Raw genomic sequence first — 13,847 nt, 5'->3', positions numbered from 1 at the left:
GGCGCTTACGGCGCCCTTCTCCTCGACTTCGTACAGAACATCGTGGGCTGGCTCAAGCTCCGTGCGCGCGGAGTGGCCGGGACGGCATCACGGCGCGGCACCCGGGGTCCTTCAGGACGGCGAGCTGTGCGTACGGTCGCTGCGTTCGGCCCTGGCGACCGACCCCTTCATCTCGAGCGGCGGCGACACACCTTCGAACCAGCCATGACCTTCCACGGGTTCCGCTGCGCCGAGCTCACGGGCCGGCCCAGAGGCTTCCCGGCCGGTGACGCGAGTGAGCGCCGTCGTCATCGACGTCCGCCCTGTCCTCGAACTGTCGTGGTGTTCACTCGTGCTCCTGCGCAACACCGTCGTGGTGCGCAGATCGGCCGGCTGATCCCCGATCCGGTCGACCCTGCCCGCCAAGGTCGGCGAAGCCGAACTGCCTGAGGCGATGGCGGTCGCGTCCCAGGCGGACTACGTCGTCGCGGCCGTCGGCGACACCGCCGGCCTGACCGGGGAAAGGCCGCTCCACGGCGACGCTGGAGCTCATGGTGAGTCAGATCGCGCTCCTCGACGCCCTCCAGAAGCTCGACCGGCCCCTCGTCGTCGTCCTGATCCAGGGCAAGCCCTCGACGCTGCCCACCTCGGAACACGGCGCGGACGCCATCGTCCAAGCCTTCACCCCGGGGATGCAGGGCGGTCGGGCAATCGCCGAGCTCCTGCTCGGGCGCATCGAGCCGAGCGGGCGGCTGCCGCTCAGCATTCCCCGCCATGCCGGACAGCCGCCGGTCAACTGCGGCCAGTTCCGGGGCATCACGGCCGCTTCGGCGAGGGCCTCAGCTGCACGACGGTGCACTGCTCGGAACCGACAATCCAGAATCCCGTCATGTCACCGGTACGCACCGACTGCCCAGCCTCGATGGTGATGACGGCCGGCAGTCGTGCAAGTGCCGCCTCACGACTGTGAGGCGGCACTTGCACGATGGTTGACCGGCCAGCCGCCGGGGTTCGGGATCGGCGGCGCGGTCGGCGTGCTCAGGCGGCGAGGAAGTCGGTCACCTGCTTGGTGAAGGCCTTGGCGTGCTGGAAGAGGAAGGCGTGGCCGGCGTCGCCGTAGAGGAGGAGGGTGGCGTCGGCCAGGTGCTGGACGGCGACGTAGGACGCGTGGGCGGGGACCATCACGTCGTGCAGGCCGTTGGCGTACAGGACGGGGTGCTTGATGGACTCCAGTTCGGCCCGTACCTCGTCGAAGGGGGCCGCCAGGAGCTGGCCGATCGCGGCGAGCATGCCCTGCGCCGTCGCCTCGGTGACCGCGGGGCCGCCGGCGGCGAGCCGGGTCGCGACGTGGGCGAAGTGCTCGTGACCTGAGGCGCGGGCCGCGTCCGTCTCCGGGTAGAACAGGTACAGCATGTCCTCCTGGTCGGCGTCGGGCTTGGCCATGATGCCCAGGACCTTCTCGCTCGCCTCCGGCGCACCGGGCACCCAGCCGGTCGGGCCGCTGCCCGCCACGATGATCTTGCGCACCAGCTCCGGGCGGCGCGCGGCCAGGCGCTGGGCCACGAAGCCGCCCAGTGACCAGCCGAGCAGGTCGGCCTGCGTGAGGCCGAGGGCCTCGATGAACTCGGCGGCGCCTTCGGCGAATCCGTCGAGGGAGTCGCGCGGCTCTCCGGTGGTGTAGCCGACGCCGGCGTTGTCGAAGACGATCACGTCGTGGTCGGCGGCCAGGTAGTCCAGGAACTCCGGGTCCCACCAGTCGATGGTCGCGCGGAAACGCTGCAGCAGGACCAGCGGGACACCGCCCTGCGGACCCATGCGCCGGTAGGTGAAGGTCGCGGAGGGCCCCTCCACGGTGAGGTTCTCGGCCTTGTCGGCCAGATATGTGCTCATGACGTCCTTCTCTTGTCGGCGGGTGCCCGTCAGTTCTGGCGGGTCTGCTCACGCAGCACACGGGGAGACGTGCTGGGCCTGTGGGGCCGCTGCCGTTGGCCGGCGCTCGAAGAGGCGAGCCGGAGGTGTGGATCAGGCCGACGATCCGATCCGCTCGGATCGCTCGATCACCTCGGAATCCACCGCACCGAGCCGCGAGCCAGTTAAATTATGACCATAATACTAAGCGGCGCAACCTTGGCGCGCAAGGGGGGGTTTCCGTGGTGGGCGCAGTTCGCGGCCGGCCGGGCCGCAGGCGGTCCAGCGCGGCGGAGGCGCAGGGGGCGGCAACCGGGCCCCGACTGTGAGGCTGCCGGAATCCGGGGCTATTGAATTACGTTCACAATACAATACATTGGAGGAGCCGCTGGAGGGCGAGCAGCCCTCCCGGCACGCAGAGGAGTGTGTGGTGCGATACAGGAAAGAGCACAAGCAGGCCACCCGGCAGAGGATCATCGAGACGGCGGGCCGCCGCTTCAAGGAGGACGGCATCGACGGCTCGGGCATCGCGGCGCTCATGAGGGACGCCGGGCTGACCAACGGCGCCTTCTACACCCACTTCACGTCCAAGGACGACCTGGTGGCCACCACGATCGCCGACCAGCTGCAGGCCCAGAACGCGAGCATCGTCGCGCACGCGGAACCGGGCCGCGCCGGCCTCGAACAGATCGTGCGCTGGTACCTGTCCCCATGGCACCGTGACAGCCGTGACGTCGGCTGCCCGTCCGCCGCCCTGCTCGACGAGATAGGGCGCTGCACGCACCCGACCAAGCAGGCCTACACCGAGGGCGTACTGGTGGTCGCCGACGGCATCGCCGCGCGCCTGGCGCCGGACGACCCGCTCTCGGTCCGCCCCATGGCACTGAGCTCGTACGCCATGATGGCCGGCACACTCCAGCTCTCACGGGCCCTCGCCGACCCGCAGCTCGCTGATCAAGTCCTCGAACAGGGCATCCACAACGCCCTTGCCCTCCTGGGCATCGAGCACGAAGGGGACACCAGGACGGCGCACTGACTGGCGTACACACGGACACTGCGGAGCGCGCGCCGCGCCCTCCGCCTGCCGGTGACGCTGCACGAATGGCCGTCAGAGCAAGGGCATGAGGACGCCGTCGACGATCGCCGCGATGTCGTCGCCGCTGACCCGCCGGTCACGGACAAGCCCCCAGTGGAGCAGCAGAGCGACGGCGGCGGAGACCGCCATCGAGTGACCTCCTGATGGATCGGCCTGGCGCGGGGGGAGATCGCCGCGCTCCACCGCGTGTGCCAGCACGCCCTCGATGGCCTGGTGCAGGGAGTCGACATATCGCTGCCTGACGAGACCGCACAGTTCCGGCTCCTGGCGAGCCGAGTCATGCAGGGCCGTGAGCAGGTCGACGCGGGAAGTGTTCTGGCTCCCAAAGGGCGCGGGTCATCGTCGCAACGAGCTCCTCGCGGAGTCGGCCCGGACCGATGATGACCGGCACGAGGCAATCGGTGAGACCGGCGTGGTCCAGCGCCTCCGCGGCGAGCTCCGCCCGGGACTTCCAGCGCCGGTACACGGTCGCATCGCGGACCGTGATGTGGTCCGGCCGTGCCACGCCCCCGCCCGGAGGGATTCCAGCGGTCGTTGCAACACGTGGTCAGTGTGAGGCGGTCGTGAGGAGTGTATGCAGGCGCTCGGCTGGGGTTTGCTCCATGCCGCCGAACCAGCAAACGGGACAACGAAATCGGCCCGGAAACCCTCTCGGCCTGACCCCGGCCGCGCCCTCCCGGCCCCTGTATGGCCCCTGGGTCTTGGGGACGACCCGCAGCGCAGTCGCCCGGACCGAGAACGGCAACCTTGCACAACTACTCCGCCGCAGGTCAGAGGGGTTGGATCTCCCCCGAACGCTGCCGGCCCCCAAACCTACGAGCAGCGGATCCAGTCCGTTCAGGCAAAGTTGACGATCCAACACCTAAAAATGAACGTTTCCGCAGGTCAGAGACTTGCACAGGTGGGGCGGGTGGGACTCGAACCCACGGCCGACGGATTATGAGTCCTTTGGGGATCTTGGCGGTCCTTGCCGATCAACGCTCATCCATGACGTTTTCGCAGGTCAGATGGGTTTATCCAGGTGGGTGCTCCTCAGTCCTTGTCAGTCTGTTCCTGTCCTTGCGGCCTCAACTCGGCCTCAATGAGGCCCGACAGGATCGCGCTGAAGACATAGAGGACGTTCGCGCCAGCTCAAAGACGGGATTCGAACTCACCCGCAGCGGAATGTCCTTCCGACGCGCAGAGGCTGTGTCCCCGAGTACCGAGGCAGAGCCTCGCGGCCGGTGTCGCCGGCCAAGACGTCTGCACCGGCCTTGAGCACCGACGCAGGGTGGGGTGGTTGCCCTTGCGGGCGGTGCGTCAGCAGCCCATTCCGCGATTGCGGCCACGGACTTCGCCCCGGCCAGTGCCAGGCCAGGACAAAGGCGAGCTGGTGGTGGCGACCCGGACAGGCAGGTCTTACACCCCGTATGAGCCTCACCCTTGCCCCGAAGCCGCATTAATCCGGACACAGCGCCCGAACCATGCCACCCTACGGCTGAGACTGCTCAGGCATGGGAGACGGAGAGTGCGCTCGTTCCCTTTCGTCAGCGCGGGCGCGGATCCCTTCATCCGAACAGTAGCCGCTTCCGTCTCGCTTCAGACAGAGCAGCCCGAGCAGTCGACCGGAATCGTCGACCACCGCCAACCGACGTCGCGCCTCGAATATCATCACTGTTGTAGCAGCCTCAAGTGGGTACGACGCCTGCACCGTTCTGCCGACAAGAGTCCCGAACCCCGTGACGGCCGCGGAATTCGAAGCGGATTCGGGGATATCCGGTCGCTCGATCGTCGTTATGAGCCGTCCGTCCAGGTCGACGACCAGGGCCATGTGGAGGTGGTCGTCGCTGAAAAGAGCTCGGAGGTCGTCCACCCTGGAGAGCGGTCCCAGGGTCTTGGGACAGGTGACCATGACATCTGCAACGCGATTCCGTACAGCGGCTTCACTGCTCATGGATCTGCCCGGGACACTGCTCATTACGGGTACCTTTCTTTCATCTTGGATTCCTCACCTCACGGGCCTTGATTGAGGAGAATCGGCGACTTCGGAGCAGTAGACCCGCCCGCGGCAACGGTGTGGGCGCGGGCACGAACTGGTCGAAGCGGCCAGGACGTTGAACGGAGCCACCGCGGACAGCTGCAAACCCGTCGGACACGTCCTCGGTCATGACCACGTCCCACGGACCGGGTCCGGCGGCCGGGCGACCCGGGGTCGCCCGGCCGGGTAGCGCCGACAGCGCGGCGCGGTAACCGTCGGCGGAGAGCAGGACCATGTGCGGTCATCCACCGCTGATCGGTGGCAGCACGGCGATCTCGTCGCCGTCCTCGCATGGGGCGCCGCGCATGTCGTCGTACGGCGTCTCTCCATTGAGCCACACCCGGGAGTTCGCCAGCACTTGGGCGAACTCTCCGCCGTAGCGCCGGCGTGCCTCGTCGAGAACCTCGCCGAGCGTGCTGCCGGGAATCACGTCGCAGGCTCGGCCTGCCGCCTCCCGCGCGGCCGCGAACAGCAGCATTGTGGGCATGAGGCGATCCACCTTTCTCCAGTTCACCCGCCGATGTAGGACATCTCGACCCGATCGCCGCGCGCTCGTGTGCGGCGCCCGCGCAACTCCGAATAGCGGTCCTCCCGGGCGCTCCAGAGTGCGCCGACGGCCTGGCGCAGTTCCTCGTCGGAGGCGCCCGCTCGCAGCAATGCCCGCAGGTCGGTCCCGCCGGAGGAGAACAGGCACGTGTGCACCTTCCCGTCGGCGGACAACCGGGCTCGCGTGCAGTCCCCGCAGAACGGCCGCGTCACGGAGCCGATGACACCGATCTCCCCAGCGCCGTCCCTGAAGCGGTAGCGGGTGGCCACCTCGCCGGGGGCGGTCGCGCCGAGCGGTTCGAGCGGGTAACGGTCGTCGATCAGGCGCACGATCTCGGCGGCGGGCAGCACCTCGCCGAGTTGCCACTCGTTCGTGGCCCCCACGTCCATGTACTCGATGAAGCGGAGGATGTGGCCGCTGCCCCGGAACCGCTCCACCATCGGCAGTACGCACCCGTCGTTGACCCCCCGCTTCACCACCATGTTCACCTTGACGGGGATGAGGCCGGCCCGTGCGGCGGCGTCGATGCCGTCGAGGACCCGGCGCACCGGAACCGCGGTGTCGGCGAGCGCCCGGAACACGGCGTCGTCGAGCGAGTCCAGGCTCACCGTCACCCGGCGCAGCCCGGCTTTCGCCAGACGTTCCGCCATCGCCGGTAGCAACAGCCCGTTGGTCGTCATCGCGAGATCGAGCCCGGGTACCGCGGCGAGCAGCGCCACGAGGTCCGCGACGCCCCGACGCAGCAGCGGCTCGCCCCCGGTGAGGCGGATCTTGCGCACGCCGAGGGAGGCGAACACCCGAGCCAGGCGCGCGATCTCGTCGAAGGTCAGCAGGTCGGCGGGCTTGAGGTATGGGTGCCCCAGGCCGAAATGCTCGCGCGGCATGCAGTACCGGCACCGGAGGTTGCACCGGTCAGTGATGGAAATCCGCAGGTCGCGAAGCGGACGGGACCGGCGGTCTGCGACAGACGGAATCATCACGCCGCCGGCTCCGGGTTACGGGCGAGGCACCAGCGGCGCGCTGAGGCGGTCACGTTGTCGATCTGGTTCCCGGTCGCCACCCAGCCGCTCGTGCCGTCCCCGCTGTGTTCGCGTTTCCACACCGGAAGGGACTCCTTGAGGACGTCGATGCAGAAGCGGGCCGCGGTGAACGCCTCGCTGCGGTGGGGTGCGGACACCACGACCAGGACGCTCGCCTCGGTGACCGGCACCGGCCCGATGCGGTGGAACAACGCCACGCGCCCGAGGACGGGCCACCGGTCTCGGGCGGCGAGGGCGATCTGGCGAAGTCGCGGCTCGACGTGCCGGTCGAACGCCTCGTAGTCGATCCCGACGATCCCGGTATGGTGCCCTGCCAAGTCGTCGTTGTTGTCGCGTACCGTGCCGGTGAAAGTGACGACCGCGCCACAGTGCGGCACGGTCGCCCACTCGATCGCCTCGGCGACCGGGACGCGGTTCCGAGTCAGACCCACTCGGATGTTTTCGATCGATTCTTCCCGTTCTTCCGGACAGCGGATCTGATCATTCACGACGGCTATCACGATGCGTTCCCTCGGGTTCTTGATCGGCACTGGCGTTCATCTTCACCGGCCGAGGCCGCCCGCACAGGACTCCGTGCGACAGGCTTTTGACCAGCGGCGACCGGAAAGCGTCACTGAGCGGGGGTTTTCCGGCTTTTTACATTGCGACAACGATCCGCCTATGGAAATGGCCGAGAATCTCCCCCACCAGCACTCGTCCAGCGCCGGGTGGGCACCGGATACGAGCGAGGTGGAGCCATGACAGCAGGGGGGTCGAACGAGACGAATACCAGTCGGCGGGAGGTCTGGCGGGACCTCCTTCGGGACCATTTCGTCAGCCTCGACGTGGACGTCGAACGGGACTGTGGCACGTTCGACGGCGCCGTGCGCAGCGACTTCCTCGGTCACCTCCGGGTGTCGGGAGTCCGCTCGGTGGACCAGGACGTCGTCCGCACGCAGGAACTGCTGCGGCGCGATGGCGAGCGATACTTCCAGGTCTGCCTGGTCCGCCGAGGTGAGGCGCATGCCGCGCAGGACGGGCACGAAGCGACCCTTCACCCCGGCGACTTCGTCATCTACGAGACAGAACGACCCTTTCACTGGGCGCTTCGTTCGGGTGCCGCCTCCCCCTACTGGGACCTCGCTGTCTTCACCTGGCCTCGCGACACCATCCAGCTCAGCGACAGCGAGTCCGTCTCGCTCACCTGCCGGACGCTGGACGGCGGCAGCGGCATCACCGGGGTGCTGAGCAGGATGCTGACCGACCTGCTCGTCGAGAAGCCGGCCATCAGCGAAGGGGGCGCCATCCGGATCGCCGACGAGATCGGCGACCTGGTGGCGACCATCGCGACAGAGGCACATGGCTTCGGCGCCGGCACCGACCGCCACGCGAGCCTGCTGCGGCAGATCGACACCTACATCGCGGAGCATCTCGGTGATCCGGACCTGTCCCCGGAACGCGTCGCGCAGGCGCACTTCGTGTCAACGCGCCAGCTCCAGCGGATGTTCGCCGGCCGGGGACAGATGGTGTCCCAGGTGATCCGGCGGCAGAGGCTGGAGCGGTGCCGACGCGACCTGCTGACCCACCGGGGAGGCGAAGCCACCCTCACCGAGATCTGCGTCCGCTGGGGGTTCACCGATCTCGCCGTGTTCAGCCGGGCGTTCCGCGAGGTGTACGGCACCTCGCCGACCGCCTACCGCGCTCGGGCCCGGGCGTAAGGGCCGCTCACAGGCCGTCGCTGGAGTGCCCCGGCACGGTGCCCAGCGTGGGATCGACCACGGGGGCGAGGTGGTTCACCGCGAGTGCGGCCTCGCCGAAACCGACCGAGATCAGCGCGACCTTGCCGTCGTAGTCCGCGATGTCGCCCGCGGCGTACACGCGCGGCCGGCTGGTGCGCATGGTCCGGTCGACCGCGATGTGCCGGCCCCGCATCTGAAGCCCCCACGTCGCGAGCGGGCCGAGGTTCGCGACGAAGCCGAGCGCGGCCACCACGGCGTCCGCCCGCAGGCTCTCGGTCGCGCCGGTTTCGAGGTTGCTCAACTCCACCTGTTCCACGCGCGTCTCGCCGCTGATCCGCTGTACCTCGTGCGGGGTGTACAGCCGCACCGACGACGTGCGCAGCAGCCGGACGCTGTGCTCGTGTGCCCGGAACCGCGGCCGGCGGTGGACCAGCGCTACCGAGCGGGCGAGGGGTTCGAGCGCCAGCGCCCAGTCCACCGCGGAGTCCCCGCCGCCGACGACCACCACGTCGGCGCCGGTGAGTTCGGCCGGCTTCGGCACGAAGTAGCGCAGGCCTCGGTTCTCGTACTCGGAGCCCGCGGGCAGCGGGCGCGGCGTGAAACTGCCGATCCCGCCGGTGACCAGCACGGCCCTCGCCGTCACCACGATGCCCCGATGGGTGGTGACGGCGATGCCGTCCGCCGTGTCCTCAAGGGTCCGCGCGGTGTGGCCCAGCAGGTACCGGGGCTTCGCCTGCGACGCCTGCTGGACCAGGGCGTCGACGAGGTCCTGCGCCTTCACGGCGGGGAATCCGGCGACGTCGTAGACCTTCTTCTCGGGATACAGCGCCGCCATCTGGCCGCCGGGCTGGTCGAGCGCGTCGATCACCGTGACCGACATGCCCCGGAACCCGGCGTAGTAGGCCGCGTAGAGACCGACCGGCCCGGCGCCGACGACCAGCAGGTCGCTGTCGTATCCGTCGTCGCCGCAGCCGGTGTCGTACTCAGCCTTCACCGGTGGCACGCCTTTCCCGCAGCAGGGGGTGGTCGACACCGACCGGTCCGCGCGAGGACGCACCACCGGCCGCGTCCTCGTGCTCTTCGAAGAACTCGACGGCGGCCGTGGTGAACGGGGCCAGTTCCACGGGGATCTTGTGTTCCCAGTGGATCGCGTCGCTCGGGCAGACGGCCATGCACTTCCCGCAGTCGACGCATTCGTCGGGGTGGATGTACATCATCCGGTCCCCCTGGTAGATGCAGTCCACCGGACATTCCTCGACGCAGGACTGGTCGAGGATGTCCACGCAGGCGTCGGTCACGATGTAAGCCATGGGTCAGGCCTTCTCTATCTGGACGAGGGTGTCGGAGAACGTGGGCGCGTTGCCCAGGTCGGCGAAGGCGGTGGGGTTCAGGGACGCCATCGTGGACAGCGACTTCGTGTGCATGCGCCAGCCGCCGTACGCCGACACGGCGACGCCCGCCAGGACGGACTTGTCCGCCTTCGCCTTCACCACGAACGAGCCGCGGTCGTTGAACACCCGCACGTCGTCGCCGGTGGCGATACCGCGCTCGGCGGCGTCGTCGGGGTGGATGAGGACGGTGGGCTCCCCCTGCACGCGCCGGTGGAGCGGCAGGTTGGCGCTGCTGGAGTTCAGGTAGGCATGCGGCTTCGGGGTGACCAGGTTGAGGGGGTGCCGCGCAGCCAGCGCGGGGTTCGCGCGCGCCGATTCGCGAGGCGGGATGTAGTGCGGCAGCGGATCGACCGGCGTGCCCGGCTGGTGGTCGTTGGAGCCCTGCCGGAACAGCGGGACCACGAAGTTCCCGACGGCTTCCGCGATGGAGGACTTGAGCTCCACCTTGCCGGACGGGGTGGGGAAGTTGCCCTCCGCGTACGGGGCGTACTGGTCCGGGGGCGGCACGGTCAGCCGCTGCCAGCCCTTCTCCTGCAGTGACTCGAGGGTGATGCCCTGCATGGCGGGCGCCGACCAGTCGAACGCCTCGGCGATCATCTCCTCGTCCGTGCGCCGGAACACCGGCTCGGTGAAGCCCATGCGCACCGCCAGCCGCCGGAACAGCTCCGTGTTGGGCACAGCTTCGCCGAGCGGCTCGATCGAGCGGTGGTTGTAGGTGACGTAGAGGTGGCCCCAGGAGAACATGATGTCGTCCTGCTCCAGCTGAGTGGTGGCGGGGAGCACGATGTCGGCGAACTGCGCGGTGTCGGTCATGAACTGCTCACTGACCACGGTGAACAGGTCGTCCCGCTGCAGCCCCTCGATCAGCCTCTCCTGGTCCGGGCACACGACCACCGGGTTGGAGTTGTAGACCACCAGCGCCTTGATGGGCGGGTCCAGGTCGAGACCGCCGGTCAGCGCCTGCCCCAGCAGATACTGGTTCACGACCCGCTTGCCGGGCTCGAGCATCTCCGGGTGCATCATCGCGCCCCAGTTGACGGGGAACGCCCACAGCGGCAGCTGAAGAATCCCGCCACCGGGCTTGCGCCACGCGCCGACCAGTCCGGGCAGGCAGGCGAGCGCCCGTACCGTCTGGCCACCGCCGGCGTGCCGCTCGACGGCCACACCGATCCGGATGACGGACGGCTGCGCTGTGGCGTACGCGCGGGCCAGCTTGCGGACGTCCTCGGCCGGAACGCCGGTCTCCTCGGCGGCCCACTCCGGTGAGTACTGCCGTACGCGCTCGGCCAACTCCTCGTATCCGACGGTGTGGTTGGCGATGTAGTCGTCATCGGTGAGTCCCTCTTCGATGATCACGTTCATCATCGCCAGCGCGAGAGCTCCATCGGTGCCCGGCCGGATCGGGATGTGCCAGTCGGCCGCCTTCGCGGTACGGGTCTTCACGGGGTCCACCACGACCACGGTGGCGCCCCGCTTGCGGGCTTCGGCGATGAACGGCCACAGGTGAAGATTGGTGCTCATCACGTTGCAGGCCCAGATCAGGATGAACTTGGAGTGGACGAGGCTTTCGGGGTCCACTCCCGCACAGTCGCCGATGGTCATCGTGTACGCGGTGCACGAGCCGGAGTCGCAGTAGGTGCGCTCGGCGATGGTGGCGCCCAGCTTGGCGAAGAAGGGGTCGCCCACGTTGAGGCCGTTGAGGATCCCCTGCGTGCCGAGGTAGCTGCACGGCATGACTGCCTCGGGCCCGAACTCCGCGGAGATCGCCCGGAACCGGTCCGCGATCTCGTCCAGCGCCTGATCCCAGGTGATCCGCTCGAACTGTCCGCTGCCCTTCGGCCCCGTGCGCCGCATCGGGTAGAGCACACGGTCCGGGCTGTACACCCGGTCGAGGTAGTTGTCGACCTTCACACACAAGCCACCGCGAGTGTACGGATGCTCCCGGTCACCGGTCACGCTCACGGCCTTGCCGTCCGTGACGGTGATCCTCATCGCACAGGTATCGGGGCAGTCGTGCGGACACGCACCCCGCACCTCGACACCGGTCGCTGCTGTTGCGCTCATCTGTCTTCCCCTCGGATCGTGTCTGTCTCGATCGTCGAAGTTCCGGCAGCCGGCGGGTAGGCAACAGGCGACAGGCTCTTGGCCAGGCGCGACAGACCCGGGTCACGCGTCTGTGCGCTGACGGTATGTCCGCGGGCAGCGTCGCCACGCCTGGGCCGTGGTTCCCGAGGTGTTCAGTCACTGGCCTCACGAAGCCAAGACCGTCTTCGTCGCCTTCGTCGCGCCGCAAGACTCGATCGCGGCACCCCGCTGCGCGCCGATCAGCTCGGTTTCGAGTCCGGTGCTCAAGCTGGTCGGCTTCGGCACGGCAGAAGCCGTGGCGGGCGAAGACCACGCGAACATCGCCGCCGACTCTCCCACCCCGCCAGCGACGCTTTCCGCCCCCTCGCCATCCTCCACATCACGTGATCAAACCGGATACAACCCCTTGCGTACCGGTCCTGCGGCGAGCAGGCTCTCGAACGTGCACTTGCTCGGTTCGGCATCGAAAAGACCGCCAGGCAGAACCCACGGGAGCACCCCAGAACGGGTGTGGCTGAGGCGGTAACGCGCCCCCCCGGATCCAGAGCGTGAGACAACCCTTGGTTCGTGGCGCGCGGAGAACCGACGGCTGGCGGAGATCGGACTGCTGACAGTGAGCCGCCCGACGGTTGGTCCCGCCGCCATCGACACGCTTCCCCGGTACCGTCGGCCTCAGGATGGCCTCAATTCATTGCCCTGTCGCAGCAGAGCCGACCAGAACACGTCTCACCAGCCACGCATCCGCGCGCATACGTGCAGGTCAGAAGAACGTCAGCCGACGCAGACCAACCTGGCCCCAAACCTACGAGCAGCGGATTCAGTCCGTTCAGGCGAAGTTGACGCTCCGACACCCAAAAATGAACGTTTCCGCAGGTCAGTGACCTGCACAGGTGGGGCGGGTGGGACTCGAACCCACGGCCGACGGATTATGAGTCCATTGGGGATCTTGGCGGCCCTTGCCGATCATTGCCGATTTACGCCGTTCTTGCAGGTCAGACATGCTGATCAGTGTCAGCCCTGTGCAGTGCTTGTCGGTCCGCTCCTGTCCTTGTGGCCCCTCAATGGCCCCTGGAAGTCGACGAGTTGGACGCTTACCACAGCAGCAGCCGCGTCCACCCAGTTCAGCCAAGGGGATAGAACCCTCGCACAGCGGAGTCCCTTACCGACGCGATGATGCTCCATCCCAGGCACCAGGGTGGAGCACCATCCCTGACGTCAAGATGCGATCCCGTCCACCGGACTGCGCATCGACCTGGGTAGCGGCGCGCCGATCGGGTCAGCCGAGCACGTACGTCTCATCACCGAAGTCAGCGACGATCTTCAGCTTGCCGCCGAGCGCCTTGACGTAGGCGGCGAGGGTGTCGACCTCACTGCGCTCCAGTTGACCCTTCTCGATGCGCGAGACGCGGGCCTGGGTGACACCCATGGCGGCGGCAACCTGGACCTGCGTGGTGTGCTGGCGCTTCCGCAACTCAGCGAGGCGGTGGACACGGGAGGCCAGGACCATTGCCTGCGCCCCCTTCTGGATCTGGTCCTTTTCGGCGTCGGTGAAGGCGAAATCCTCAGTCAGGTCTCCCCAGGAGAGGGCCTGCGGGTCCTTGAGGTGATCAGTCATCGTGCCCCGTCCTCTCCGTCGATTCGCTTCAGATGCTCCGCGTACGCCTGCTCCGCCTGGGGTACCGCGACGCGGTACCAGCCGGACCAGTTGCCCGCCTTGTCACCGCCGACCAGGATCACAGCCTGGCGGTCCAGGTCGAACACGAACCTCAAGGAACTCCGCCCCTGCCGAGCCGGGGCGAAGCTCCTTGAGGTTCGGCAGCGCCGAGCCCTTGATCGTGTCCACCAGAGGCCGGCCCATCGCGGGTCCTTCCTCCTGGAGAGCAGTGACAACCTGGCTGACCTGAATCAGGGTGTCGCGGTCAGTGCGGCGCAGGCCGTGAAGCCACGAAAGAGCCGGCTCGACCACGACGATCTTCCAGGCCATATATGCGCCCCCATCTGCAAATTATTACACTGGCAGCATACACCACTGACGTCATAATGGGAGTGGCTGCGGTTCTCACGGT

15 protein-coding genes are annotated in these 13,847 nt (G+C 68.0%); 3 read left to right on the top strand and 12 right to left on the bottom strand.

The window, feature by feature from the left end; translation table 11 throughout:
• Positions 1-530: 530 nt before the first annotated feature.
• Positions 531-908, top strand: coding sequence for a glycoside hydrolase family 3 C-terminal domain-containing protein (locus tag ACFZDK_RS44055; protein ID WP_390981584.1), 378 nt, complete (start codon positions 531-533; stop codon positions 906-908).
• Positions 909-1,017: 109 nt separating this feature from the next.
• Here ACFZDK_RS44055 and ACFZDK_RS44050 read toward each other — a convergent pair whose 3' ends face one another.
• Complete coding sequence (locus ACFZDK_RS44050) at positions 1,018-1,869, bottom strand: alpha/beta fold hydrolase (protein WP_390981582.1); 852 nt, start codon at positions 1,867-1,869, stop codon at positions 1,018-1,020.
• Positions 1,870-2,314: 445 nt separating this feature from the next.
• Here ACFZDK_RS44050 and ACFZDK_RS44045 point away from each other — a divergent pair, with 445 nt between their 5' ends.
• A complete protein-coding gene (locus tag ACFZDK_RS44045) occupies positions 2,315-2,923 on the top strand; it encodes a TetR family transcriptional regulator (RefSeq protein ID WP_390981580.1) in 609 nt (202 codons plus the stop codon).
• Between the two features lie 72 nt (positions 2,924-2,995).
• Here the strand turns inward: ACFZDK_RS44045 and ACFZDK_RS44040 are convergent, their stop codons facing one another.
• From ACFZDK_RS44040 to ACFZDK_RS44020, 5 genes are all read right to left on the bottom strand, one after another.
• Entirely contained in the window at positions 2,996-3,280 is a 285-nt protein-coding gene (locus tag ACFZDK_RS44040) for a TetR/AcrR family transcriptional regulator C-terminal ligand-binding domain-containing protein (RefSeq protein ID WP_390981713.1), read from the bottom strand.
• A gap of 1,174 nt (positions 3,281-4,454) precedes the next feature.
• On the bottom strand, positions 4,455-4,940 hold the full coding sequence (locus ACFZDK_RS44035) for a hypothetical protein (RefSeq protein WP_390981578.1): 486 nt from the start codon (positions 4,938-4,940) through the stop codon (positions 4,455-4,457).
• 301 nt (positions 4,941-5,241) lie between these two features.
• Complete coding sequence (locus ACFZDK_RS44030; protein WP_257561896.1) at positions 5,242-5,487, bottom strand: MoaD/ThiS family protein; 246 nt, start codon at positions 5,485-5,487, stop codon at positions 5,242-5,244.
• Between the two features lie 23 nt (positions 5,488-5,510).
• On the bottom strand, positions 5,511-6,524 hold the full coding sequence (gene moaA, locus ACFZDK_RS44025) for a GTP 3',8-cyclase MoaA (protein ID WP_390981711.1): 1,014 nt from the start codon (positions 6,522-6,524) through the stop codon (positions 5,511-5,513).
• Entirely contained in the window at positions 6,524-7,018 is a 495-nt protein-coding gene (locus tag ACFZDK_RS44020) for a molybdenum cofactor biosynthesis protein MoaE (protein ID WP_390981576.1), read from the bottom strand. The genes moaA and ACFZDK_RS44020 overlap by 1 nt, the downstream gene beginning before the upstream one ends.
• A gap of 306 nt (positions 7,019-7,324) precedes the next feature.
• On the opposite strand from ACFZDK_RS44020, the gene ACFZDK_RS44015 reads away from it, so the two are divergent.
• Positions 7,325-8,284, top strand: coding sequence for a helix-turn-helix domain-containing protein (locus tag ACFZDK_RS44015; RefSeq protein ID WP_390981574.1), 960 nt, complete (start codon positions 7,325-7,327; stop codon positions 8,282-8,284).
• A gap of 7 nt (positions 8,285-8,291) precedes the next feature.
• Here ACFZDK_RS44015 and ACFZDK_RS44010 read toward each other — a convergent pair whose 3' ends face one another.
• From ACFZDK_RS44010 to ACFZDK_RS43985, 6 genes are all read right to left on the bottom strand, one after another.
• Entirely contained in the window at positions 8,292-9,299 is a 1,008-nt protein-coding gene (locus tag ACFZDK_RS44010; protein WP_390981572.1) for an FAD-dependent oxidoreductase, read from the bottom strand.
• The gene (gene fdxA / locus ACFZDK_RS44005; RefSeq protein WP_390981570.1) at positions 9,289-9,615 is read right to left on the bottom strand and encodes a ferredoxin; all 327 of its coding nucleotides are present in this window, start codon (positions 9,613-9,615) and stop codon (positions 9,289-9,291) included. Before fdxA ends, ACFZDK_RS44010 begins: the two co-directional genes overlap by 11 nt.
• A gap of 3 nt (positions 9,616-9,618) precedes the next feature.
• Entirely contained in the window at positions 9,619-11,760 is a 2,142-nt protein-coding gene (locus ACFZDK_RS44000; protein WP_390981568.1) for a molybdopterin-dependent oxidoreductase, read from the bottom strand.
• 186 nt (positions 11,761-11,946) lie between these two features.
• Positions 11,947-12,159: a hypothetical protein gene (locus ACFZDK_RS43995; RefSeq protein ID WP_390981567.1), complete on the bottom strand. Its 213-nt coding sequence runs from the start codon at positions 12,157-12,159 to the stop codon at positions 11,947-11,949.
• Positions 12,160-13,057: 898 nt separating this feature from the next.
• On the bottom strand, positions 13,058-13,396 hold the full coding sequence (locus ACFZDK_RS43990; protein WP_390981565.1) for an XRE family transcriptional regulator: 339 nt from the start codon (positions 13,394-13,396) through the stop codon (positions 13,058-13,060).
• On the bottom strand, positions 13,393-13,551 hold the full coding sequence (locus ACFZDK_RS43985) for a hypothetical protein (protein ID WP_390981563.1): 159 nt from the start codon (positions 13,549-13,551) through the stop codon (positions 13,393-13,395). Before ACFZDK_RS43985 ends, ACFZDK_RS43990 begins: the two co-directional genes overlap by 4 nt.
• Positions 13,552-13,847: the final 296 nt, after the last annotated feature.

The organism is Streptomyces sp. NPDC007901, from assembly GCF_042959465.1.
Lineage (GTDB): Bacteria > Actinomycetota > Actinomycetes > Streptomycetales > Streptomycetaceae > Streptomyces.
Note: the sequence above shows the minus strand (reverse complement) of the source record. Positions and strands in the feature narration are given on the sequence as shown.

Bases quoted from the DNA above. Each gene is read 5' to 3' on its own strand.
- ACFZDK_RS44055 (WP_390981584.1), top strand. From the start codon at position 531: ATGGTGAGTCAGATCGCGCTCCTCGACGCCCTCCAGAAGCTCGACCGG.
- ACFZDK_RS44050 (WP_390981582.1), bottom strand. From the start codon at position 1,869: ATGAGCACATATCTGGCCGACAAGGCCGAGAACCTCACCGTGGAGGGG.
- ACFZDK_RS44035 (WP_390981578.1), bottom strand. From the start codon at position 4,940: ATGAGCAGTGTCCCGGGCAGATCCATGAGCAGTGAAGCCGCTGTACGG.
- ACFZDK_RS44030 (WP_257561896.1), bottom strand. From the start codon at position 5,487: ATGCCCACAATGCTGCTGTTCGCGGCCGCGCGGGAGGCGGCAGGCCGA.
- moaA (WP_390981711.1), bottom strand. From the start codon at position 6,524: ATGATTCCGTCTGTCGCAGACCGCCGGTCCCGTCCGCTTCGCGACCTG.
- ACFZDK_RS44015 (WP_390981574.1), top strand. From the start codon at position 7,325: ATGACAGCAGGGGGGTCGAACGAGACGAATACCAGTCGGCGGGAGGTC.
- fdxA (WP_390981570.1), bottom strand. From the start codon at position 9,615: ATGGCTTACATCGTGACCGACGCCTGCGTGGACATCCTCGACCAGTCC.
- ACFZDK_RS44000 (WP_390981568.1), bottom strand. From the start codon at position 11,760: ATGAGCGCAACAGCAGCGACCGGTGTCGAGGTGCGGGGTGCGTGTCCG.
- ACFZDK_RS43990 (WP_390981565.1), bottom strand. From the start codon at position 13,396: ATGACTGATCACCTCAAGGACCCGCAGGCCCTCTCCTGGGGAGACCTG.